The organism is Bacillus sp. NP247 (assembly GCF_018966865.1).
In the GTDB taxonomy this organism is placed as follows: domain Bacteria; phylum Bacillota; class Bacilli; order Bacillales; family Bacillaceae_G; genus Bacillus_A.
The window spans coordinates 198,202-222,587 of record NZ_CP076653.1 but is presented as its reverse complement, the minus strand read 5'-3'; the positions used below and the strand labels follow the sequence as shown (position 1 = coordinate 222,587).

Genomic DNA, 24,386 nt, shown 5'->3' with positions numbered 1-24,386 from the left:
AATAGAGAGACAGACTTATACAAAATAAGCCTTGGATGATCAAAAGAGGTGGAGAGATGCAACAATTTTTATTAAAGAGTAAACGAGTATTAAGTAATCATTTTGGATTTTTCGTATTTGCCGTTATTTTACTTTGGTTAAAAACATATGCAGCATATGTGACAGAATTTAATTTAGGGATATCGAACACAATCCAAAAGTTCTTACTGTTTTTCAACCCGTTAAGCTCAGCAGTTCTATTTTTAGGACTCGCATTATTCGCAAAAGGGAAACGAGCTTACATTTGGTTAATTATTATTAATTTGCTAATGTCTATACTTTTATACGCCAACGTAGTATATTATCGCTTTTTCAGCGACTTTATTACGTTCCCGACATTAACACAATCGAATAACTTTGGAGATTTAGGTGGTAGTATTTTTGCATTGCTACACTTATATGATCCACTATATTTCTTAGATACAATCATTTTAATTGTTTTAGTCGCAACGAAATTTGTAAACCCTAAACCAATCCGTGTTGCGAAGCATAAATTATCTCTAGTATTTGTAGCAGGTATTTTATTCTTTAGCGTTAACTTAGGTCTGGCAGAATCTGACCGTCCTGAATTGTTAACAAGAACATTTGACCGCAATTATATCGTGAAATATTTAGGGGCGTACAATTTTACGATTTATGATGGTATTCAAAGTGCGAAAGCATCAACAGAACGAGCATTAGCGGATGGAGATAATATGACAGAAGTTAGAAACTATCTTACATCAACTTATGCAAGTCCAAATCCTGAGTATTTCGGTAAAGGAAAAGGAATGAACGTAATTTATATTCATTTAGAGTCATTCCAAAACTTTTTACTGAACTACAAGCTAAATGGTCAAGAGGTTACACCATTTTTAAACTCATTTACAAAAGATGCGAATACGTTATACTTTGATAACTTCTTCCATCAAACAGGGCAAGGTAAAACATCTGATGCGGAGTTCATGTTAGAGAACTCAATGTTTGGATTACCGCAAGGATCTGTTTTTACAAATAAAGCTCATAACACGTATCAATCAGCACCAGCTATTTTAGGTCAACAAGGCTACACATCAGCAGTGTTCCACGGTAACTACAAAACGTTCTGGAACCGTGATGAAATTTATAAATCGTTTGGTTTTAATAAATTCTTTGATGCGTCATACTATGATATGAACGAAAAAGATGTAGTAAACTATGGCTTAAAAGATAAACCGTTCTTTAATGAATCAATTCCGTTATTACAAACGTTGAAGCAACCGTTCTATTCGAAGTTCATTACGTTATCGAACCATTTCCCTTATCCGATTGATAAAGCGGAGGCAACGATTGAACCAGCTAAAACAGGTGATTCATCAGTAGATACGTACTTCCAAACAGCACGCTATTTAGATGAATCTGTAAAAGGATTCATGGATTACTTGAAACAATCTGGTTTATACGATAACTCAATTATCGTTATGTACGGTGACCATTACGGTATTTCAGATAATCATAGTGCAGCAATGTCTCAAATAATGGGTAAAGAAATGAACTCATTTGAAAATGCTCAATTACAACGTGTACCATTAATCATTCGCGTACCTGGAATGGAAGGCGGCGTACAACATCAATACGGCGGAGAAATTGACGTTCTTCCAACGTTATTACACTTACTAGGTACAGATACGAAAAATTATGTCCAATTCGGATCAGATTTATTATCACCAGAGCATAAACAAGTCGTTCCGTTCCGTAACGGTAACTACGTAAGCCCAACAGTTACAGCACTTAACGGCAAATACTATGATACAGCGACTGGGAAACCAGTAGAATATACAGATGAAATAAAACAAAATGAACAAATGGTTCAAAAATCACTAAAATACTCCGACCAAGTTGTTAACGGTGACTTATTACGATTCTACACACCAGAAGGATTTACACCGGTAGAACCTTCTAAGTACAACTATAACCATCGTGATAACAATAAAACGAAGGTGAAGACGACTGAAGACGGAGAAACAAAATAAATAACAAAAAATCCTACTCGTATAGAAAACGAGTAGGATTTTTTGTTTTAATATTTACTTTCGGATTTTTGGATTGCTACTTTTTTAGGCATAAAACATGCGATAATCAAAGCTACAAAAGATAAGACTAACATAAATACGTAGGCATCACTTGAGCTGAAGATAGAAGCTAATTTCGTTACTTGCATAGCTGATATGCTTCCGTTCTCACTAGATAACTGTGAAGTATATGAAGTGGATTGAATTGTATACACAGTGATGATGACTGCTGTTCCAATAGCACCTGCTAATTGACGTACGGTATTATTCACTGCAGAACCATGTGAACCCAGTTCTCTTGGTAAAGCGTTTAAACCTGCTGTATTTAAAGGCATCGAAATGAAACTTAGTCCAATGCGTAGAATAATGGTGCGAACCATTAAATACATATAAGTGGTGGATTCGGTCAAATCAAGTACACCCCACATCGATATAATGATACATATTAAGCCTGTAATAAAGAGTGGTTTTGCCCCGTATTTATCAAACAGTTTACCTGTGATAGGTGATAAGAAGGCATTAATCACAGCTCCAGGTAATAGAAGTAAACCTGATTCAAAAGCAGTAAAACCTCGTCCATTTTGCAAGTAAATCGGTAAAAGAATTAAATCAGCATACATAATCATCGTAATGAGTACGTTAATGACTGATGTAAGAGTGAAAATTTTATATTTAAATACGGATAAATTTAATAGTGGATCGCTAGACTTTATTTGACGTAAACAGAATAGGGTTGTAACAATTATTCCGATGATAATTGTAGTAATAACAACTGGATGATCCCATCCTTTACTTCCTGCACTACTAAATCCAAATATAATACAACCAAAGCCAATCGTTGATAAAATGACACTTACGATATCTAATTTTGCTTTTGTTGTCTCAGCAACATTCATTAAATATTTTAGCGCGAGAATAATAACGATTAATACAAATGGAGCTAATCCAATAAATAACCATCTCCATGATACATATTCAATAATAAAGCCAGATAATGTTGGAGCGATGGCTGGCGCGAAAATTATGGCGAAACCGATGGTTCCCATAATACTTCCACGCTTTTCACTAGGGTATAAATATAAAATAACTGTCATCATTAGTGGCATAATAATTCCTGCCCCAACTGCTTGAATCATTCTTCCTGTTAACAAAATGCCAAAATTCATGGCGCATGCGCAGAGAACAGTCCCAATAAACAAAGAGAGCATCGAGCTAATAAATAGCTGCCTTGTTGTAAATCGCTTCATTAAAAATGCCGTAATTGGCACGAGAACACCATTTATGAGCATAAAGCCTGTTGATAGCCATTGAACTGTAGCGGCCGTAACATCAAATACTTCCATTAAATTACTCATCGCAACATTTAATAGTGTCTGATTTAATGTTGATAAAAAACAGCCAGCAATGAGCACAACTAATATAATTTTTTTATTTCTTTCTGATATTTCCTTTTGCATTGGTAAACTCCTTCATTGTTTCCTTGATTTATCGACAATGTGTCGATAAAATTAATGGTAACAAAATAAATTTTCTTTGACCATGAACAGTTTTGTTGAAAATGTTCACTACTCGACATAGAAGGTATGCACTGTCGAGTAAGTAAAGAGAAAATCTATAAAGGAGTTTCAAAATGTCTACAGCTAAAAAAGAAGATCCTCGTACAGTTCGTTCAAGAGAAATGTTCAAAAATGCTGTGTTTTCTCTCTTATGTGAGAATCCTAGTATTTCAAGCTTAACGGTTCAGAAAGTAGCGACAACGGCAGGATTAAATCGAACAACATTTTACTTGCATTATCAAGATATTCAAGATTTATTAGACCAAATCACTAACGAGATTTCAAATGAACTTTCTAATAAAATTGTTGATTTAATACATGCAAAAGATTTATCAGAAAAACAAAAGCTAACACAATTGCTTGATTATTTATATATCCACCGAAATTATTTATATTATTTAAAATGAATCAATTTGAGGAGCAACTATTTTTATTTTTAAAAGAGTTAATAGAAACGAGAAGAGAGAATACGAAAAAGGATCTGCCTGATGATTATGTTGCGGTTGATATTAAAACAGCCTCTTTGGTAGGTATCATCATGTGGTGGATAAGGAATGGACTTCACTTTAGTTCAGATTATATTGCAAATCAAATTTATTTTATGTACAAAGGATAATAAATTTAAACAATTCATCAGTATTAAAAAACGATTAGAATAACCTAGTATAATTTAAAGTATCGGGATTAATAAAAATTAATAAAACAAAAGCTTCAGAGATAGAAGGGGATATGCATGAATTTTAAAAATGAAAAAGTAGCATTACGCTTAGAGGTTGTAAATTACCAATATAAAGATGCAAAAGACGAGTGTGATAGAAATTGGTTAAGAGTAAAGGCGAAACTATCAGAAGAAAATAAAGTATTTGAAACGATGGATCCTTTTTTACAAACATACGACTTACAGTACATGATAAAATGGTTTGAATCTTTACCAAACCCTACATATAACGAACTAGATTTCATAGAACCAAATTTAGCGTTTGAATTTATGGGAGAAAAAGAAGGGGAGTTTCACCTTGTTATTCGCTTATCGCTGGAACTTAATCCTTCATGGTGTAAGGAAGAGGAGTACGAATTTTCTATTAGTATCACTCAAGATGATAGAGAGAATATTATTCGTTCTATTGAAGAGCAACAAAGGAAATTCCCAAAACGATAAAAAAAGACTTGATAACCTAAAAGAGGGAATCAAGTCTTTTTATTACATACGATTATCATGCCAGAAGTTTAATGGGAAGTGTTCGTTCTCATTATAGGCTTCTAATTCATATCCTCTTTCTTTCAGCCCTTTAATAATTCCAGGTACTGCTTTAACTGATTGTGGATGAATATCATGCATTAGAATAACTTCTGTTGGGTTTGTAGCACCATGTAGAACGTTTTCTACGATTTTAGCAGATGCAGCGTCTACTGGCATTTTGTTGTATTTCCAGTCTAATGAATCAATTGTCCAGTCCCAAACTTTTAAACCATTTTCGACAACTTTGTTGCGAAGGGCTTCATTTAATCCTGGCATTGAGCCGTAAGCAGGACGTGTTAATACTGGTGATTTTCCTAGAACACCAGCGATTAAGCCTTGGTCTTCTTTCATTTCATCAACGTAATGACCTTCTGTGTACAGCTTCTTGTAGTTATGAGTCATACTGTGCATCCCAACATAGTGGCCTTCAGCATTTTCACGTTTTACAAGATCAGGGAAAGCTTTCACGTTTGAACCAATTAGGAAGAATGTTGCTTTTGCATTTTCACTTTTTAACATATCTAAAAGCTCAGCTGTGTATTTTCCAGGACCATCATCAAATGTTAAGTAAGCAACTTTTCTAACCTGCCCGTTATAGTGTTTTGGAGCTTCTTTTGGTGCTAGGGATGTTTGAATTTCACTTACAAGTTGAACAGATTTAGTTTCATCCTCTGTACTTGCTAGAGCAGTATGTGTTGATCCATAAGCAGCTTCGTATGTAAACAATACCCCGACGCATATGAACAGAGCCCTTTTCACTAAAGTTGTCATCCGAATTCCATTGCGCATAATTTTCCTTCTCTCTATAAAAGTTCTACTCTACTATATTAGCAATTTTAGAGGGGGTAATGCAAAAAAAGTTTTTTACAAGCGCAAAGTATTTTGTAAAAAAGTATGCAAGATTTCACTGTTTTGCAGGTTTGAAAAAATGAAACAAGAATTAAATGAATGGAACTGTATGTAAAATGGTTCATTCATGTTTTTTGTTTTAGAAAGGGAGGATAAGTATGAAAAAACTAGCTTGTTTACATGCTCATCATTCAAATATTGAATACATTGACCGAGCGTTGTAATCTTTTGGAATCGAAATACTCCATTTTGTAGATCCCATCTTATCACGCATATTAAAAAAAGATGATGATTTTGAAAAAGAACAAGCACGAAATAATTTAAAAAATATTATAAAGTATATAGCCAAAAGTGATGTAGATACACTTTTATTAACTTGCGCAGGAAGAAATAGTGACGGAACACCAGATCATTGTTTTATCAAAGGGAAAGAGTACGAAATGTGCTTTGATGAGAAAAAGGCGAGTGTTTTACAGTTGATGAAGTGAAGATGATGCATTTTGTAGGTTGTGAAAACGAATATTATTTCGATAAACACTTTGAAGTAATGAAAGAGTTACACGAAGACGATTTTGAAGGCGATGAACTTAGACTTCAACGATTAAAAAGAATGTTTAGAGAGAAACTCAATTACGAGGAATAAAAGGATATAAAACCAAACAAAAGCGTTATTTAACAACAAAGTAAAAGAGCACATTTTTATATGCACTCTTAGTAAGGCAGGTGAATGTCTCATGAGATATAAAAAATTCGAAAAGTCGTAATCAGATTTTCATGAGTGAATTTTTAATATTGTATGTCTTAACTAGATGTATTGAGCCTGTCACAGAACAAAATCTTTTTTTCATAACAAGCGAAAAAGAGCACACATATAAGTATGCTCTTTGACAAAAAAGGTAGATTTCTATGAGTGGAGAGTCTCCATACAATAACATATGCTTGTCCAGTTAAAAGGTGAAAGGTTTTTAATAAAAGCATTATTTAGTGGCAAATGAAAAGAGCACACTAATAAGTATGCTCCTTGAAAGGTTCGCTATGCTTGGAGGGTCTCCATACAATAACGTATGCTTGTCTAGTTTAAGTGTGAAAGGCTTTTAACCAAAAAGCTACTAAAATAAAAGAAACCCCGTTTGTCTGCGGGGATTCTAAGGGTAATCGTCAAGTAATGACGCACTCGACTAATTAACCATATCATGAATTTTTTGGTAAAAATACTGGTAAATGTGTCCAAATATATGTGGCATCAGTTCGGACAAAAACGCTATTTTAAATAAAAGAACAGTTAGCAAAAGCTAAATGTTCGGTTCTTTGGAAAATAAGAATTAGAATTTGTGTTTAAAATGGTTTACATCAATTAACGAAATTGCTGTAGAGAGATTAATAAATCTTTATGAATACGCAATAATGTTTGAACATCATCTTCTTGAAGCTGTTGTAGTGCTAGTTCCATTGCTTTGTAGGAAGTAGAGTTTTCAATGGATTTTTTCGATGCTTCTTGTCCTTGGTTTGTTACTTTTAATTTTATTTCCCTACGATCTTCATCTGATTGTTTTCGCTCGATAAACTCTAGATTAACTAATTCATCTACATTCACACTCACTGTACTTTTAGGAACTGAAAGACGTTCTGAAATCTCTTTAAGAGTAATATTAGGGATTGCATAAATTGTATTTAAGATACCCATTTGTTGTACTGTTAATCCTAAACTGGAAGCGTTTTGATGTGTGAACTTTATAATTTCTTTGTTTATTGTTGCGAATGACTGGACAACTTCTCCTGCTTGTTTGAAACTTAGATTTTTTAAACTCATAATACTCATTTCCTTTCTTTTTTACTTAGTTTAACACGGAACAGTTCAACGTTGAACTATTTACTTTTAAACTAATTAAGAAAAGAAATCAATATACGTTATTAATAGAGAACTTAATAAAAATTTCATTTTGTAGAAAAGGGGAATTGATAATTTATGGATTACGAATTATTTGAAGAATTGAAGCCATATATCGAAAATGCAGTTGAAGATAAGAAGAATTCTAAAGAAGTAATTAAAACTTTAGCCAACTTAATTACACATGTTGCTGAGTTTTATATAGATCGTGCGAAATAAAAGAGCAGCTAGCAAAAGCTAATTGCTCGGTTCTCCAAAAAAGGGGGGAAAGGAGAAAGGTTAGGGACTTCATTAAATGAGTTCTGGCTATCGCCTATCTATAGTATTGACGGAATATTGAGTTTCATTCATCTATAAAAGTCGAGATAAAATATCTTTAATTAATCCTGAGGCCCCAATAAGGAGTATCGATAGAAAAATTATTGAGAATATACTTTTTTAGGCTTTTTAAACTCTAGGTATAAGTTAATGATTGCACCAATTGCAACAACAATAAAGATAACGAGTCTTAATGTATCTGGCATGAATAACACTCCTATTAATTACGCTGGCTTGAAGACAGAGTGGGAGAGGTTATGAATGAACTTGGTTTCATCTGATTTAACTAGTGTACTAAAATTCATTCAAGATACTACTGGTGTAAATGGACATACAACAAGAAGGCAGGAAAAAAAGTCTCCTTTTTTCTATTTGTAAACACCAGTTGGTAAACCGTATCAGGATTCAGTCGGCTTTCATCGATACAGACCACTGATCCACGGTACATTGTTCCTGGATAAAGAAACACAAGCACTGCAATTTCAAGCGAAGTTGCAAGATGCATTAATGCGTTGTAAATATGACATTCCGCTAGTAGATGAGAATTTCAAAATTGACATACCTATATTGAAAATTGATGAGCCATTCTTTGAAATGATTTGTCAGGTTAAAGAGCCACAAACAATACTTTTTACAAATAATCGTACGGTTTCAGGAACGATGGAACGTTTAAAACAATACGCTCGGCAGAATAATAAATCCATACATGTAAAAGTAGAAGTGATAAAAGGGATATTTGAGTTAATTATGCAAGGTCGTAAAGAAGAGCGTGATGCTAAATTAGAAAAGTATTTATATGAAATTATGAAAGATAGAAACGAAATGCTTTCAGTTGCACAATTATCTATGGTAGACGCTGCTACAAGGGTAGAAAACATAATAAATCCGCTACATGCGCTAGTGGAGTATTGTATACAGAGGAACAGCCGTGTGAAAAATAAGGAAGAGGATATTTGTTGTTTTAAAATGCATCATTAAAAATTTCACATACCGTACTTAAAAAATAAATATAGGAAAACCAAAAAGTAATGTAGAATATATCGTACATACATACATACATATGTGAAGTCAACCAAATATATAAAAGAGGTGGACCTATGTTACTTGAAGAAGTAATGCAGCAACTAGAAGAGTATGGGACAGAACAAACTCGTAAGACTTATAAAAACCATGGGGCGAAAGAGCCGTTATTTGGAGTTAGTTTTGCAAATTTAAAATTGTTAAAAAAGAAGATAAAAAAGGATCATGATTTAGCAATTTCATTATGGGAAACGAAAAATATGGATGCGATGACTTTAGCAACGATGATTTTAGATCCAAAGAAACTAACGTCAGAACAGCTAAATAGATGGATTCAGGAAGTTGATTATTATTGCTTAATGGACGTTCTTATGACAGCTATATGTACGTCGCCAATCGCGATAGAAAGAATGGAAGAATGGACGAAGTCTGATGATGAATGGATTGGAAGAGCAGGTTGGTCATTATTAGCAAATATCGCAATAAAAAATAAAACGTTAGACGATGACTTTTTCTTACCGTATTTAGAAGAGATTAAAGTTCATATACATAATGAAAAAAATCGAAAAAGAGAAGCAATGAATAGTGCTTTAATTGCGATAGGGATTCGAAATAAAGTTTTAGAACAACAAGCAATTGAAATTGCACGCGAAATTGGAAAAGTAGAAGTTGATCATGGTGCGACGTCATGTAAAACACCAGATGCAGAATCCTATATGAAAAAGACAAGAGAAAGAGCTGAAAAAAAGAAAGTGAAATAAGGAAAGAGGAAAGGCTATGAAACCAATTGAAGCGGCACAAAACATAATCACATCACAATTTTCGAATTGTGATGTTGCTTTACTAGGGGGAAGTGTTGCTAGAGGAGAAGCTACGAAAACATCTGACCTTGATATTGTAATATTCGACCAAAGTTTGTCATCTTGTTATAGAGAATCTTTCTATAGTAATGGCTGGCCTGTTGAAGTATTTGTACATAACTTTGAAACGTATAAAACTTTCTTCAAAAGTGATTGTGAGCGCGGGCGACCTTCATTACCTCAATTAGTTTCAGAAGGAATTGTTTTAAAAGGAAATGATGAAATTGTAGAGAGGTTAAAAAGAGAAGCGAATGCTCTGTTAAATAAAGGTCCAGAAAAATGGACAGAAGAAACAATGAAGCAGAAGCGCTATTTTATTACTGATGCATTAGATGACTTCATTGGTGCAGCAAAGAGAGAAGAAGAATTGTTCATTGCCAATTTATTAGCCGATTTAGTACATGAATTTGTTTTGAGAGTAAATGGCCAATGGCTTGGAAATTCAAAATGGTTTATTAGAGTATTGAAAAGGTACGACGAAGTATATGCAGAGAAATTTGTTGCGGCTTTCGACCACTTTTATAAAACTGGGGAGAAGAAGGAATTAATCGCTTTTATAGAAAAAACGTTAGAAGAGTATGGGGGAAGAATATTCGAAGGATTTTCTATAGGCAAATGAAAAGAGGTTCAAAAAATGGATGTGCCAACTATTCAATTAAGAGAAATAACACTCGATGATGTAGAAGATCGGTATCAATGGTCATTAGATACGGAAGTAACAAAGCATTTAGTTGTACCAGATCAATATCCACCGTTCACTCGTGAAGATACGAGAAGGTGGATTGAAGCATGCATAAGTCGAGAGAATGGTTATGAACAACGAGCTATCGTTACAAAGGAAGGTCTACACATTGGATGGGTAGACCTAAAAAACTTTGATAAAACGAATAAAAATGCTGAACTAGGAATTGCAATTGGAAATAAAGAATATTTGGGTAAAGGATATGGAATGGCTGCTCTATACAGTATGTTACAAATTGGCTTTTCTGCATTCGAATTAGAAAAAATATGGCTACGAGTAGACGAAGATAATTTACCAGCTAGAAAGAGTTATGAAAAAGCTGGATTTGTTTGTGAAGGAATAATGAGAAATGATAGATTACGTCATGGTGAATTCATTCATCGCTATCGTTATAGTATGTTAAAAGAAGAATATCAATCTTTATTTAATAGTCTATAAAAATATTATGTTAACTAAAGGGGATAGGGAAATGATTCGATTACTTACTAAAGAAGATGCGGAAAAATATTGGGATTTACGCTTACTAGCATTACAAGTAAATCCAGAGGCGTTTATAACAACTTATGAAGAGGCAATCCGCCAGGAAAATCCTCTTGACCGAGTTGCAAGTAATTTAACATCTGCTACTAGTTGTACATTCGGTGCTTTTAATAAAGAAAATCAATTAGTTGGAGTTGTCACTTTACTGACTGAAGAGAAAGAGGCATATAAGCATAAAGGTCATATCGTTGCGATGTATGTAGATGCACAAAACAGGCGGAACGGATTGGCACGTGAGTTAATAACAAATGCCATTCAAAGAGCGCGAGATATAAAACTAGAGCAATTAACCTTAGGAGTTGTATCCACAAACGAACCAGCAAAAAAATTGTATGGATCAATGGGCTTTAAAACGTATGGAATTGAAAAAAGAGCTATAAAGGTGAATGGTGTGTATAGTGATGATGAAAATATGGTGTTGTTTCTTTAAAGACTACATCCATAATGAGATTTTCGAATATTAATTATATTCATTTTGTTATATAGTAAAAGGAGAAACTATATAAGGGGTTTTAAGATGAAAGCTATTGCAATAGGGATATTGGCATCGTTTTTCTTTGCCTTTACCTTTGTGTTAAACCGATCGATGGACTTAGAAGGTGGAAGTTGGATTTGGAGTGCATCATTACGGTATTACTTTATGGTTCCCATGTTATTACTAATTGTCATGTATAGAGGGAACTTAAAACAACTCTTTCAATATATGAAAAACAATCCGAAAGAATGGTTGTTATGGAGTATTGTTGGATTTGGTCTCTTTTATGCACCGCTTAGTTTCGCGGGTGCGTTTGGACCGGGGTGGCTTGTCGCTTCGACTTGGCAAATTACAATAGTTGCAGGGATTTTGTTAACACCATTTTTTGCGGTAGACCCATTACATAAAAAACTTCCGATAAAAGAATTAGTAATGTCAGGCATTATTTTATTCGGTGTTGTTCTTATGCAAGTAGAACACGCTTCTTCTTTAGGAATTCGTGAAACCGTTTTATGTGTAGTTCCTGTACTCATTGCTGCGTTTGCATATCCACTCGGAAATAGAAAAATGATGCAAGTATGTAAGGGCGAATTAGATGTATTCCAACGAGTTCTCGGTATGACATTAGCAAGTTTACCATTTTGGTTTATACTATCTGGTTACGAAGTATCTACAGGTGGATTACCGTCAAGTAGCCAAGTTTTCCAATGTTTTATTGTAGCGGTTAGCTCAGGTTTAATTGCGACAGTATTATTTTTCTTTGCGACAGATCTTGTAAAAGATGATCCGCAAAAATTAGCAACAGTCGAGGCGACACAGTCTGGTGAAGTTTTATTTGCGCTAGTAGGAGAGCTCATCTGGCTATCTGCTCCAATTCCGTCTTCATTATCTTGGATTGGAATGAGCCTTGTAATTGTCGGAATGATACTTCATAGTTATGTAGCTGTAGTTGTAAAAAAAGAGGAAAAAATAACCGCGTAAAAAGATTAGCTCTTTTTCACTAAAGAGCTAGTCTTTTTTCATGAGAAAGGATGGAGATAGGATGTTGCAACGTGTTGAGCATATAGAAATAGATTCCATTAAAAAAGTATTAAAGCATGCGACCGGTCCGAGTGAAGCAAGCTTAATAAAAGCAGTTTCAATGTATAAAAATGATCAGGCAGTGCTATATAAATATGGGAATAAGGGTTGCATAGGTATAGCGTTAATTCATACGAATAGAGCGAGAATGTGTCACATAGCTGTTGATGAAAAATATCGTCATCAAGGAATTGCACTTCAAATGATAAGAGAAATAATTAGGAAGTATGAGTTAACGTATATAGAGGCAGAGACAGACGAAGAGGCAGTCGAATTTTATAAAAAGTGTAGGTTTAAGATTAAAAGTCTGGGAGAAAAATATCCGGGGGTGGAAAGATTTCATTGCTATCTCGGGAATGAACAGTTTAAAAGTATGCGAAATATGTAATTTTACATATTTAGTTTAGTTTGAAAAAAATGATATATACAGTATATAATAAAGATAATTGGGAAAATATAGATAAATAGAAATTAGGTGTATAACACATGAGAATGGATAAAAGCAAATTTGTGAAAATTGCAGCTTCAATAGGAGTGTCATCTTTTTTATTAACAGGATGTGCTGATAATGATGAAGAGAGCGCACAAAAAGAAAGTAGTGCGGTAAAGACAGATGGTACGAAGCAAGAAAGCGAACAAGAAACATTAAATTGTGATGATAAAGCGCCAACGACAGAAAATATAGAAAAAGAAGAATTATGTAGAGATAATAATTCACCTGCTTCATTTAATAATGAGAGCTCCCATCTGCCAATACTTCCGTTCGTTGCTGGATATTTATTAGCAAGTAAGACGTCGAATATGTATAGTACTGCGAAACCAAATCTTATAAAGAAGCCATATACAAATAATATTATCCCATACCGTGAAAAGGATGAGCGAAGAAGTGGTGGCAGCGGTGGTGGTGGGTATTACGGTGGCACTAGTGGCAATAATGATTCTTCAAAGAAAGTGGATTTAAATAAAGAACAACCGAATAGTTCAAATAAAGTAACAACAGATTCAAACACGTCAAAATCATCTACTACGCAAACGCCGAAAGTGAATTCTGGTTCAAGTGGAATTGGAAACGCAAAAGCACCAGTTGGATCCTAATTTGAAAGGATAATGGAGAAATGTATACAGAACAAGAACAGGAAGCTTATATGAAAGTATGGTTTTCTCTTGCAGAAGAGGCTAGTAGAAATGGATTTACGTGGCCAAGTCTTTTAGAGAATGAAGAATGGAATCAATATATGGCAACTGGTATGTACCGGATGCCAGTACGTACATATACTGCAATTTCTAAAGCGACGGAAGAAATTATGTATGTGTTATATAAAACATATCAATACATTACAAATACCCCAGAGCAATTTCAACAACTCGGATTTCCGCCAGAAACGTGGGAAATTGGAAGAATGAAACAGGCTGGTTTATTCTCATATTTTGCAAGATTCGATTTCATTGTAAATCATGACGTTATTAAATTAATTGAAGTAAATTGCGATACTCCGACTGGATATTTAGAACCATCTGTTGCTAATGAAGTATTGTGTCGTTATCACGATGTGAATCATCCGAATCATATTGAAGAACATATTGTGCAAGCTTGGGAACAAATTAAACATGATTACAAAGTAAGTCCTGACGAAACGATTTATTTTACAAGCTACGATTGGCATGATGAAGATCATCAAACAGTTCAGTTTTTAAGAAGTTATTGCTTACAACAACAAACCGATTATGTAGGAATACAAGATATCGTTGTTGCAGATGATGGAATATACACTCCGGCAGGCGATAAAATTAAATACTTATATCGTTTATATCCAATTGAATATTTAGTTGTAGATACTGATAAAAATGGTAAAAGAATTGGTCTGCAATTTTTAGATCATATCGCACAAGGAAGGGTGCAAATTATTAACCCACCAGCTGCTTTTGTTATGCAAAATAAAGGTATGCTCGCATTGATTTGGCAACTTTATGAAGATGAAGTTTTCTTTGACAAAGAAGAACGAGAGATCATTAAGAAATATTTCCTTCCAACGTATTTTACAAATAAACGATTTTTAGAAAGAAAAGAATCTTATGTTTCAAAACCATTATTTGGCCGCGAAGGCGGCGGAGTATCTATCTATGAAAATGATGAACTATTAGCTGAAGATCAAACAGAGTATTATTTTGAACAACGAAAAATATATCAGCAATATGTAGACATGCCTGACTATACAATTGATACGTGGGATGGACCGTATACTGGTAAACTACTTATCGGTTCTCATTGTATTAGCGGAAGGGCCGCTGGACTGTTTTTACGAGTAGGTGAAAGAATAACAGGGAATTTATCAATGTTTACTGGAGTTACGATTGAAGGATAGCAACAGTTGAATTAAAAGGTAATTAACAAAGAGCGCATCATTTGTAATGCGCTCTTTCATATGAGTATAAAGTTTAAATTAAGATTGCTAGAGTGAAAGTTTTTCATTGCTGTGATGTAACGCTTTCATTTTGTTTCATTTCAAAAATTTTCTTACCATCTTCATCTACAATTTTAATAGAATCTCTAAGTTTAGGCACACCGATATACAAAACAGGGTTTTTATCTTTTCCCTTGTTTTTTTCAATATGTAAGACGATAACGGATGTATCTTTTTCGTCTTTAACTTCTTTTACTGTAATTTTATCGTTTTTATACTTTGCTCCAAATGCTGAATATACCATCTTCTTTCCTTCACTAATGCTATCATTTGAGTAATGAATCATAGTTGGATCTTCTTGTGCTTTTTCGTATAAGTGTGAAGGACCATATCCACCTTCGTTATATCTAGACTTTTCTAACACCCAAAAATCTTCATATTCATTATTAGAAAAAGTACAACCACTTAAATTAATCATTCCTAATAGGAAAAGGGATAATATCATTTTTTTCATCGTGTTCACCTTTCTATATTTATTTCAAATTAACATACCATAATTTAACTGTTTCCGATATGATAAGAACGATAGGTGTATAGTAATCTATACGATTATGTTAAAAATTAAGAAAAATATGATAATATATTCATGTACTAGTTTAAAGCAAAATGGGGGAACAATCGTGAAAATGAATGACATAGTGGCGAATACACAATTTCCAAATACAATCGAAACAATTACAAATGATTTAAAAGCATTAGGGATAGAAAAGGGAATGACAGTTATTGTACATTCTTCATTAAGTTCGATCGGTTGGATATCTGGTGGGGCAGTTGCCGTAGTAGAAGCGTTAATGAAAGTTGTTACAGAAGAAGGAACGATAATTATGCCGACGCAATCTTCGGATTTATCCGATCCAAAACATTGGTCAAGACCACCTGTACCAGAAGAATGGTGGCAAATTATCCGGGATAACGTCCCAGCATTTGACCCGCGTATAACACCAACAAGGGCAATGGGAAAAGTAGTTGAATGTTTTCGTACATATCCGAATGTATTACGAAGTAATCATCCGCTCAGTAGTTTTGCAGCATGGGGGAAATACGCAGAAGAAATTACAGCGAATCATTCACTTTCCATAAGTTTTGGTGAAGAATCGCCATTACGAAAAATATACGATTTAGATGGATACATATTATTACTTGGTGTCGGTTATGACTCCAATACATCCATACATTTATCTGAGGTACGTACAGGTGCACGCGAGTTAATAAAGGTAGGAGCGCCTATTATAGAAGAAGGTGTAAGAGTATGGAAAGAATTCGTTGAAATGGATTACGATTCTGACACGTTTGTAGAAATCGGAGTTGAATATGAGCTTAAAGGAGCAGTTACGCGTGGGAAGATAGGGAATGCGACGTGCCGTTTTATGAGGCAGCGTGATGCAGTTGACTTTGGAACAAAGTGGTTTCGTGCGAAAAATTAGTAAGGGATGGTTATTATGCAGGGGAAAAAAGTATTAATTACGAGCGGCGGCTGCCTAGAAAAATGGGACCAAGTACGCGGACATACAAATTTAGCAAAAGGTACGATTGGAAGAATTATTGCAGAAGAGCTAATGACAAAAGGAGCTAATGTTATATATTTGCATGGCTATTTTGCTGAGAAGCCAATGGATGTAAATAACCAATTAGAATTGCACCCATTTGAGGGGATTATTGATTTACAGGATAAGATGAAAAGTATTATTACACATGAAAAAGTAGATGCAGTTATTATGGCTGCTGCTGGCTCAGATTGGGTTGTTGAAAAAATTTGTGATCAAGATGGAACTGTTCTTAATATGAACGGAAAGATTTCAAGTGATATCGCACCGATTATTCATTTTCAAAAAGCACCAAAAGTATTAAAACAAATAAAGAATTGGGATCCAGAAACGATACTCGTTGGCTTTAAACTTGAAAGTGATATAAATGAAGCAGAACTTATTGAAAGAGCAAGCAAAAGGATGGAAGATGCAAAAGCGAGTGTAATGGTAGCGAACTCACCGCATTCTTTATATTCTCGCGGCGCTGTGCATCATGTCATTGGACAAGATGGTAATGTGAAGTTATGTAATGGGAAAGATGAAACTGCAAAAGAAATTGTCAATATGTTAGAGCATTTATGCAATCGTATTACTGCTATGGAAATTTAAGCTTTTAGAAAGAGCCGTAGTTGCATAGTATATAATGGAGTTAATATTAAATTAGTGGGGGAACGTATCCCTCACTGATTATTAAATCGAACCAATAGAATAGGCCATTAGCTGCCCGTAAATGTGTAATACATGATATATGCATAATGAACATTTTGTGAGGAGTGGATTGTATGGAACATTTATTAAAGCAAGCTATTAAACTTAGAAATGAAAAAAAATATGCGCAGTCTAGAGAGATACTTATAGGATTAACAAACTTTACGAGGGATGCAGAAGTACTATATCAATGCGCTTGGATACATGATGCCATGGGTCTTGAAACGGAGGCGGTTCCTTATTATGAACAGGCAATTGCGAACGGACTTGATGGTGAATCCCTTCGTGGTGCGTATATCGGTCTTGGCAGTACGTATCGTTGTATAGGGGAATATGATAAAGCGATTACTGTATTAGAAGCAGGGATAAAGAAGTTCCCGGAAAATGATGTAATGAAAGTGTTTTTATCATTAGCAAAATACAATGTGAAAGATCATGAAGAAGCGGTGAAATTATTGCTTGAAACGGTCGTAAAAGTAGATGAGGTAAAAGAATTTGAACGTGCTATCTCATTTTATAAAGATAATTTAAATGAGGTCTTTAAATAGAGGAGAGAAGGAATGAACCCATCAATTTCACGAAGGAAAAAAGGTATTTGGATTGGACTCGTTTCTTTAATTATGTTATCAAACTATTTATTGTATGCCCTTCCAATAGTACCAGCTGCCCCGAAAGAAGTAGTCCTCGGTTCATTATTAGATTTTATGTTTGTAATTCCGGTTATCACATATTTCTTTATTATACGGAAAAGATATTCGTTAACGTATATGTTTCCTGTAGTTATAGCTGGATACGTAGTCGCAAGATTTATAATTCCTAGTGATTATTTACAAGCTTTTTCGTTTGTTTCGTATGTAATAGTTGCTGGAGAAATTGCGTTTGTATGTTTTGAACTGTTTCTTATATATAAAATTATAAGAGTACTTCCTAAAATAATAAAACGATATAAAGAATATCGAAGTGAGCATTCTTCATTTTCTTATGCGATTGATGCAGCATTTGATGTTAATATGAAGAGAAGTAAGACAGTAAATATCATTCTAACAGAGTGTAAATTACTCTATTATGCTTTTTTATCGTGGCGTGAAAAAGTACTAGAAAATGAATTCACATATTCATATCATAAGAAGACCGGTGCAATAGGTGTTTATATCATGATTATTCATGCAACATTAATTGAAAGTATCGGTTTTCATTATTTACTTCATCAATGGAATCCAGTTATAGCTTGGATTTTACTCATTTTGAACATATATGCGATGTTTTATTTTTTAGCTGAAATCCAAGCGATGCGTAAAAATCCAATTATCGTTGCGGAAGAAAAAGTGATCATTCAAATTGGATTAGGAAAGAAAATCGTTATACCGTATACACAAATTGATAACATTGCGTTTTATAAAGGCGAACCTTTAATGAAAGAAGAAGAGAAAGAGGTTCTTGACGCAACTGTTATGGAATTTATAAAAGAACCTGCCACTTTTGAAATAACGTTAAAAGAGCCAATTAAAGCACAGTTGTTATATGGATTTTCTAAAACAGTAAGTCGTATTCACTTAAATGTAGACGCTGAACGGAAATTTTATGATGCTGTTAAGGGAAAGTTAAAACATGAGTAAAGTTACAAAATATCATCGTGCATTTGGTGTATACGGCATTTGTATCGAAAATAATAAACATATTAGTAATCGATAAAAATAAAGGACCATATAATAATCGTTACGATCTGCCAGGTGGTAGCTTAGAAGAAGGTGAATCGTTATTAAATGGACTTCATAGAGAAATTGAAGAAGAGACTGGGATGAAAGTGAAGGTAGTAAAACAAATAGGTACAATTGATTTTCAATTTCCATCAAAATTCAAGGAGTACACACATGTACATCATATTGCAGTGCTTTATATCGTTGAAAAGTGCGAAGGTGAATTCATAGTACCTGAACAATTTGAAGGGCAAGATTCATTAGGTGCGGGATGGATTTCTTTAGAAAGCATTACAGAAGACAATTCATCTCAGCTTGTATGTAGTGCAGTGGAGTGGTTGAAAACGAATGAGTTTCCTTTAGAAGTAAAGCTATATGAATCGTGGTTAATAAAATAGTATTGGTTCATTAACTCCTTCCATAATAGAAGGAGTTTTTATGATGCGGCATAGTAAAGGGAATTATATTGATGTATCCACAACAAACAATATAATGAGTAATTGAACCCTTTCTTAATCAGGGATGTAAAGGCTATAATGAAAAATAGACGTATTATATGATATAAGGGGAACCTAAAAAATGAATAGTTTACCTACACAAAGGATTGAAATTATAGAAAGAAAAATACGGTACGATTCTACAACTGTAGATCACCTTTGTTTATTAGTGGAAGCACAGCCGAAAAAAATCGTGCTATTTCATGAAGTACAATATTCTTTTACAATGACTGCAAAAGAAACAAAATTAACTATTCCTAAAGGTAGTTATACAACCGCATATTACTGGGAGAATCGTTCGTACAATTTATCCCGCATTAACGGGCAGTAAAACTCCCACCTCAAAATTCAGGTGGAGCAAAGAAGTTAGGTGGGAGATCGACTGCCCGTAAACGCCCGATTGGTGAAGGCTAATAATCAGTGGGGATGAACAAAACCCCCACTGATTAAAGTTTCACTTTATACATATGGAGAGATAAGATAGGGCATTATTTAGGGGCCTATTTTAATATCGTAAAAAATACACATATAAGGGAGGAGTTAGTATCATTTGAAGATTTGATTATTGATATTATGGTTCTTCCTAGTAATGAATATTTCATATTAGATGAAGACGAATTACCTGAGCCGTTAGTTCAATTTGAGAGTGGTTATGTGAAAGAAGCGCTTAACGTATTAACAGATACTATCCATGTCTTGTTACCTCGTATGATTTTAGAAACTGAGACTATATTTAAAGAAAAAGGGAGTTTATTTGCATACAAAACCAAATAGTGATATGTGTTCTTTTTAAAACCCTAGTTGACTTATCGGAAATATTTGTATAATATGTAGTTAATTCCATAACGTATAGCTGATTGGAGAAACCAAAGGCATTTCATCGAGTGATGAAATGCCTTTGGTTTTTTTAGTTACATAAAATGGCTTAATCAATTAATCTATATGATTTGTTTTAAGGAGGGTAAAGGAGTGGCTGTTTCAATTAAAGGGGTATCAAAATATTTCGTAAAACAAACAGGGAACGTTCAAGTGTTAGAAAACATTCAATTTCAAATAGAGAAAGGAGATTTTGTAACGGTAATTGGTCCGAGTGGGTGCGGGAAAAGTACGCTTCTTAAAATTGTAGCAGGGCTAGATAATGATTTTGAAGGTGAAATTATCATTGATGGAGAGCGTATTGAAAAACCAAGTAAGAAACAAGAGTTTATATTTCAAGAACATCGCCTTTTTCCTTGGTTAACAGTTGAAGAAAATATTGCTGCAGATTTGTCGTTAAAAGATAAGTATGTAAAAGATAAGGTAAAAGAATGGATAGAGATCGTTCGGCTAGAAGGTTTTGAAAAATCATATCCAAAAGAAATATCAGGCGGGATGTCACAACGTGTTGCGATAGCGAGGGCATTGCTAAGGGATCCCAATGTATTATTACTTGATGAACCATTTGGAGCACTTGATGCATTTACTCGAAGTCATTTACAAGAAGTGTTACTAAATATTTGGGAACAGAAGAAAACGACAATGATTTTTGTTACACATGATATAGACGAAGCAATCTATCTTTCGAATCGAATTATTATTATGCGTGCAAAGCCGGGAAAAATACATAAAGTCATTGAAAACAATATACCGTATCCGCGAAGTAAAACCTCTTCATCATTTCAGCAATTGCGAACGAAAGTTTTACAACAATTTGAACATGGGGGACTTGTTCAAAAAAGTATATAAGGAGAGGGGAAATATAAATGAATAGAAATATGAGGGGTATCTATTTGGTAATTGCACTTTTCCTATTTTTAATAGGCTGCGAAAACAGTAAAGCTAATGGCAAGAAAGAAGATATCACAATTCAAATCGGTATACAGCAAGGATTAAGTCCACTATTATTAGCGCAGAAAAAAGGATGGTTTGAAGAAGAGTTTAAAAAGGAGGGCGTGAAAGTAAAATGGACTGAGTTTCAAAGCGGCCCTCCTTACTTTGAAGCAATTGCATCGAATCGGTTAGACTTTGGTGAAGTCGGAAATTCTCCAGTTATTTCAGCGCAAGCAGCAGGAATAGGATTTACGGAAATTGCAAATACAAGCTATGCGAGAAAAGGAACTGGAATTTTAGTTCAAAAAGATAGCAAGATTACGAGTGTAAAAGATTTGAAAGGTAAAAAAATTGCAGTAGCAAAAGGAAGTAGTGCTTTTAATTTATTATATCGAGCACTAGATAAAGAAGACATCGATGCGAAGGATGTAAACGTGATTCAGTTACAACCAGATGAAGCACAGCCTGCATTCGAATCAGGATCGGTAGATGCCTGGGCAATTTGGGATCCTTTCATATCGTTACATACGGTAAATAAAGGGGCGAAGGTGATTGCAGATGGTGAAACATTAAATGTCTCTTCACCAGAATTTTTAATTACGAGGACCAAATTTGCGAAAGAGCATCCAGAAGTAGTTGAGAAATTCCTCAAAGTTTATGAAAAAGCACGTGTATGGCAAGATGAAAACTTGGATGAAGCAATAAAAATATACACTTCTGCAAAGAAAATAAATGCAGAGATTGTAAAAGAAGTGTTCAATCACGATAAACCAATTTTAGTTCCAGTTACGAAGGAAATAATAGCAGAACAGCAAAAGACAGCAGATTTTCAATATAAGCTCGGTTCTATAAAGAAAGAAATTAAGACTGAAAAAGTTGTAGATAATTCTTTCGTAGAAAAAGCGTTAAAGGCGAAGTGAAAAGAGGTTTTGTAAATTGGAAAACACGAAAGCGGTTATGAAACCAACGAGGATAACGATCGAGAAAAATAATGTAAAGAAAGTGCGAAAGTTAAATTTAAAAGTTTTAGTAAGGGCAATTACTATACCGATTATCATATTAATGATTTGGCAGTTGGCCGGTGTATTCGGTCTTGTTTCTAAAACAGTTTTACCAACGCCATTAGATATATTTTTAGCTTTTCAAGAACTTATAAAAACAGGAGAGTTATTCGGTCATTTAAGTATTAGTGTATTTAGGGCAGCAGCTGGTTTCTTTATCGGCGGGAGCTTAGGAATCATTTTAGGAACGATTGTTGGATTTTCAACGAGAAGTGAGCAATATTTAGATCCGTCTGTACAGATGTTAAGAACTGTACCGCATTTAGCAGTTGCGCCGCTTTTCGTATTATGGTTCGGTTTTGGTGAAACATCAAAAGTATTACTTATTGCAGACGGGGCATTTTTTCCATTATACGTAAATGCTTTTTTAGGAATACGAGGTGTAGATTCAAAGTTATTCGATGTTGCAAGAGTGTTAGAGTTTAGTAGACGGAAATTAATTACGAAACTAATTTTACCAGCAGCATTGCCTAACCTTTTACTTGGGGCAAGATTATCTTTAGGTGTTGTATGGGTAAGTTTAGTAGTAGCAGAACTGATGGGATCTACAGAAGGTATTGGCTATATGATTATGGACGCAAGGCAATTCTCCAATACAGACATCGTATTTGTCGGTATTATTATCTTTGCATTTGTTGGAAAGTTTTCTGATTCACTTGTACGTTTACTAGAAGTGAAGTTTTTAAGATGGCGAGATAATTTTAAGGGTGAGACAGGAAATTAACATATAAATTATTAGGGGTAATTTATATGGAGCGATTTGTTATACGTTTCAAAATAAAAAAGGGGTGTGTAAAGGTATGGAAATATTATGGTTTATTCCGGCTTATGGAGATGGTCGATATTTAGGAACGACAAAACGAGGAAGAGCAGCTGAATATGGCTACTATAAACAAGTTGCCGGGGCAGCTGATTATTTAGGATATACGGGTGTTTTACTTCCAACTGGCCAAGGGTGTGAAGACCCCTGGGTATTAGCTTCAGCTCTTGCTGCTGAAACAGAGAATTTAAAATTTTTAGTTGCAGTTAGACCAGGACTGATGTCACCGACAGTTGCAGCAAGGATGGCATCAACATTTGATAGAATTTCAGAGGGGAGACTGCTTATTAATGTTGTAGCTGGAGGAGACCCAGTTGAATTACAAGGAGATGGACTATACCTTGAACATGATGAAAGATATGAAGCAGCCGATGAGTTTTTGACAGTTTGGAAGTCAACTTTACAAGGTGAGACAATCTCTTTAGAAGGAAAACATATTAAAGTTACGGATAGTAAAGTTGTATTTCCACCACTTCAAACACCTTATCCACCTATATATTTCGGCGGATCATCAGCTGCGGGTAAAGAAGTTGCTGCGGAACATAGTGATGTATATTTAACGTGGGGAGAGCCACCAGAGCAAGTGAAAGAAAAAATAGAAGAAGTAAGAAAACTTGCAGAAGCGAAAGGGCGTACTGTGCGATTCGGTATTCGATTACACATTATCGTTCGAGAAACGGAAGAGGAAGCATGGGAAGAGGCAGAACGTTTAATTCAATATGTAGATAATCAAACAATTGAGCTTGCTCAAAAGACATTTGCAAGATATGATTCAGTTGGTCAAAAACGGATGACACATTTAAATAAAGGAACAAGGGAGTCGTTAGAGATAAGTCCTAACTTATGGGCTGGAATCGGACTTGTAAGAGGTGGTGCAGGTACTGCACTTGTAGGAGATCCGCATACAGTAGCGGAAAGAATAAAAGAATATGAATCCCTAGGAATCGATACATTTGTTTTATCAGGATATCCTCACTTAGAAGAAGCATATGAAGTAGCAGAACTGTTATTCCCTTTGTTGAAAGACGAGAAGAAACAAAAAAATAAAATTGTTGGTGAAATGATAGCTGATGCATATGCATTAGAAAAATAATGAGAAAAAACCCGCAAGTAATTCGCTTGCGGGTTTTCATCGTAAACTATCAGAAAATATGATAAAATTAAGAGGT

General features: G+C 34.4%; 23 protein-coding genes and 6 pseudogenes. 25 read left to right on the top strand and 4 right to left on the bottom strand.

All coding sequences use genetic code 11. The annotated features are described in order from the left end of the window. Positions 1-56: 56 nt before the first annotated feature. Positions 57-2,030, top strand: a complete 1,974-nt coding sequence (locus tag KPL75_RS01270; RefSeq protein WP_219919085.1) for a lipoteichoic acid synthase — start codon at positions 57-59, stop codon at positions 2,028-2,030. A gap of 47 nt (positions 2,031-2,077) precedes the next feature. Here KPL75_RS01270 and KPL75_RS01265 read toward each other — a convergent pair whose 3' ends face one another. Next, positions 2,078-3,526: a DHA2 family efflux MFS transporter permease subunit gene (locus KPL75_RS01265; protein WP_219919084.1), complete on the bottom strand. Its 1,449-nt coding sequence runs from the start codon at positions 3,524-3,526 to the stop codon at positions 2,078-2,080. 173 nt (positions 3,527-3,699) lie between these two features. On the opposite strand from KPL75_RS01265, the pseudogene KPL75_RS01260 reads away from it, so the two are divergent. Together KPL75_RS01260 and KPL75_RS01255 are read left to right on the top strand one after the other, a co-directional pair. Next, positions 3,700-4,241, top strand: a pseudogene (locus tag KPL75_RS01260) (TetR/AcrR family transcriptional regulator). A 117-nt stretch (positions 4,242-4,358) separates the two neighbouring features. Beyond that, positions 4,359-4,784, top strand: coding sequence for a WapI family immunity protein (locus KPL75_RS01255; RefSeq protein ID WP_219919083.1), 426 nt, complete (start codon positions 4,359-4,361; stop codon positions 4,782-4,784). Positions 4,785-4,826: 42 nt separating this feature from the next. Here KPL75_RS01255 and KPL75_RS01250 read toward each other — a convergent pair whose 3' ends face one another. Next, positions 4,827-5,654, bottom strand: a complete 828-nt coding sequence (locus KPL75_RS01250) for a peptidoglycan-N-acetylglucosamine deacetylase (RefSeq protein ID WP_219919082.1) — start codon at positions 5,652-5,654, stop codon at positions 4,827-4,829. A 218-nt stretch (positions 5,655-5,872) separates the two neighbouring features. On the opposite strand from KPL75_RS01250, the pseudogene KPL75_RS01245 reads away from it, so the two are divergent. Continuing rightward, a pseudogene (locus KPL75_RS01245) lies at positions 5,873-6,094 on the top strand (hypothetical protein); the annotation flags it as partial. A gap of 974 nt (positions 6,095-7,068) precedes the next feature. Here KPL75_RS01245 and KPL75_RS01240 read toward each other — a convergent pair. Next, the gene (locus tag KPL75_RS01240) at positions 7,069-7,524 is read right to left on the bottom strand and encodes a MarR family winged helix-turn-helix transcriptional regulator (protein ID WP_002147182.1); all 456 of its coding nucleotides are present in this window, start codon (positions 7,522-7,524) and stop codon (positions 7,069-7,071) included. Positions 7,525-7,680: 156 nt separating this feature from the next. Between KPL75_RS01240 and KPL75_RS01235 the strand changes: the two genes are divergently transcribed. From KPL75_RS01235 to KPL75_RS01190, 10 genes and pseudogenes are all read left to right on the top strand, one after another. Beyond that, positions 7,681-7,821: a hypothetical protein gene (locus KPL75_RS01235; RefSeq protein WP_219919081.1), complete on the top strand. Its 141-nt coding sequence runs from the start codon at positions 7,681-7,683 to the stop codon at positions 7,819-7,821. Between the two features lie 624 nt (positions 7,822-8,445). After that, positions 8,446-8,861 (top strand): annotated as a pseudogene (locus tag KPL75_RS01230) (hypothetical protein); the annotation flags it as partial. Between the two features lie 156 nt (positions 8,862-9,017). Further along, the gene (locus KPL75_RS01225; protein ID WP_215578819.1) at positions 9,018-9,701 is read left to right on the top strand and encodes a DNA alkylation repair protein; all 684 of its coding nucleotides are present in this window, start codon (positions 9,018-9,020) and stop codon (positions 9,699-9,701) included. Between the two features lie 16 nt (positions 9,702-9,717). Next, a complete protein-coding gene (locus KPL75_RS01220; protein WP_219919080.1) occupies positions 9,718-10,419 on the top strand; it encodes a nucleotidyltransferase domain-containing protein in 702 nt (233 codons plus the stop codon). Between the two features lie 15 nt (positions 10,420-10,434). After that, positions 10,435-10,980, top strand: a complete 546-nt coding sequence (locus KPL75_RS01215) for a GNAT family N-acetyltransferase (protein ID WP_219919079.1) — start codon at positions 10,435-10,437, stop codon at positions 10,978-10,980. Between the two features lie 31 nt (positions 10,981-11,011). Further along, positions 11,012-11,512, top strand: coding sequence for a GNAT family N-acetyltransferase (locus KPL75_RS01210; protein ID WP_219919078.1), 501 nt, complete (start codon positions 11,012-11,014; stop codon positions 11,510-11,512). 87 nt (positions 11,513-11,599) lie between these two features. Then, on the top strand, positions 11,600-12,538 hold the full coding sequence (locus KPL75_RS01205) for a DMT family transporter (RefSeq protein ID WP_002147196.1): 939 nt from the start codon (positions 11,600-11,602) through the stop codon (positions 12,536-12,538). A gap of 61 nt (positions 12,539-12,599) precedes the next feature. Continuing rightward, the gene (locus tag KPL75_RS01200; protein ID WP_219919077.1) at positions 12,600-13,025 is read left to right on the top strand and encodes a GNAT family N-acetyltransferase; all 426 of its coding nucleotides are present in this window, start codon (positions 12,600-12,602) and stop codon (positions 13,023-13,025) included. Between the two features lie 98 nt (positions 13,026-13,123). Then, positions 13,124-13,732, top strand: coding sequence for a hypothetical protein (locus KPL75_RS01195; RefSeq protein WP_219919076.1), 609 nt, complete (start codon positions 13,124-13,126; stop codon positions 13,730-13,732). A 20-nt stretch (positions 13,733-13,752) separates the two neighbouring features. After that, positions 13,753-15,000, top strand: coding sequence for a glutathionylspermidine synthase family protein (locus KPL75_RS01190; RefSeq protein ID WP_219919075.1), 1,248 nt, complete (start codon positions 13,753-13,755; stop codon positions 14,998-15,000). Between the two features lie 103 nt (positions 15,001-15,103). On the opposite strand, the gene KPL75_RS01185 is transcribed toward KPL75_RS01190, so the two are convergent. Beyond that, entirely contained in the window at positions 15,104-15,553 is a 450-nt protein-coding gene (locus tag KPL75_RS01185; protein WP_219919074.1) for a hypothetical protein, read from the bottom strand. A gap of 172 nt (positions 15,554-15,725) precedes the next feature. Between KPL75_RS01185 and KPL75_RS01180 the strand changes: the two genes are divergently transcribed. From KPL75_RS01180 to ssuD, 11 genes and pseudogenes are all read left to right on the top strand, one after another. Further along, a complete protein-coding gene (locus KPL75_RS01180; protein ID WP_219921049.1) occupies positions 15,726-16,523 on the top strand; it encodes an AAC(3) family N-acetyltransferase in 798 nt (265 codons plus the stop codon). A 15-nt stretch (positions 16,524-16,538) separates the two neighbouring features. Continuing rightward, entirely contained in the window at positions 16,539-17,234 is a 696-nt protein-coding gene (locus tag KPL75_RS01175) for a phosphopantothenoylcysteine decarboxylase domain-containing protein (protein WP_219919073.1), read from the top strand. 173 nt (positions 17,235-17,407) lie between these two features. Beyond that, on the top strand, positions 17,408-17,881 hold the full coding sequence (locus KPL75_RS01170; protein WP_219919072.1) for a tetratricopeptide repeat protein: 474 nt from the start codon (positions 17,408-17,410) through the stop codon (positions 17,879-17,881). 12 nt (positions 17,882-17,893) lie between these two features. After that, entirely contained in the window at positions 17,894-18,949 is a 1,056-nt protein-coding gene (locus KPL75_RS01165) for a hypothetical protein (protein WP_219919071.1), read from the top strand. Continuing rightward, positions 18,942-19,428: pseudogene (locus KPL75_RS01160) on the top strand (NUDIX hydrolase). The gene KPL75_RS01165 and the pseudogene KPL75_RS01160 overlap by 8 nt, the downstream one beginning before the upstream one ends. A 181-nt stretch (positions 19,429-19,609) precedes the next feature. Then, positions 19,610-19,837: pseudogene (locus KPL75_RS01155) on the top strand (DUF402 domain-containing protein); the annotation flags it as partial. Positions 19,838-19,980: 143 nt separating this feature from the next. Further along, positions 19,981-20,301, top strand: a pseudogene (locus KPL75_RS01150) (DUF402 domain-containing protein); the annotation flags it as partial. 195 nt (positions 20,302-20,496) lie between these two features. Beyond that, on the top strand, positions 20,497-21,252 hold the full coding sequence (locus KPL75_RS01145; protein ID WP_219919070.1) for an ABC transporter ATP-binding protein: 756 nt from the start codon (positions 20,497-20,499) through the stop codon (positions 21,250-21,252). A 17-nt stretch (positions 21,253-21,269) separates the two neighbouring features. Beyond that, the gene (locus tag KPL75_RS01140) at positions 21,270-22,256 is read left to right on the top strand and encodes an aliphatic sulfonate ABC transporter substrate-binding protein (protein ID WP_219919069.1); all 987 of its coding nucleotides are present in this window, start codon (positions 21,270-21,272) and stop codon (positions 22,254-22,256) included. 16 nt (positions 22,257-22,272) lie between these two features. After that, positions 22,273-23,121, top strand: a complete 849-nt coding sequence (locus tag KPL75_RS01135; RefSeq protein WP_219919068.1) for an ABC transporter permease — start codon at positions 22,273-22,275, stop codon at positions 23,119-23,121. A gap of 76 nt (positions 23,122-23,197) precedes the next feature. Beyond that, entirely contained in the window at positions 23,198-24,310 is a 1,113-nt protein-coding gene (ssuD, locus tag KPL75_RS01130) for an FMNH2-dependent alkanesulfonate monooxygenase (protein WP_219919067.1), read from the top strand. The last annotated feature ends 76 nt before the right edge of the window (positions 24,311-24,386 follow it).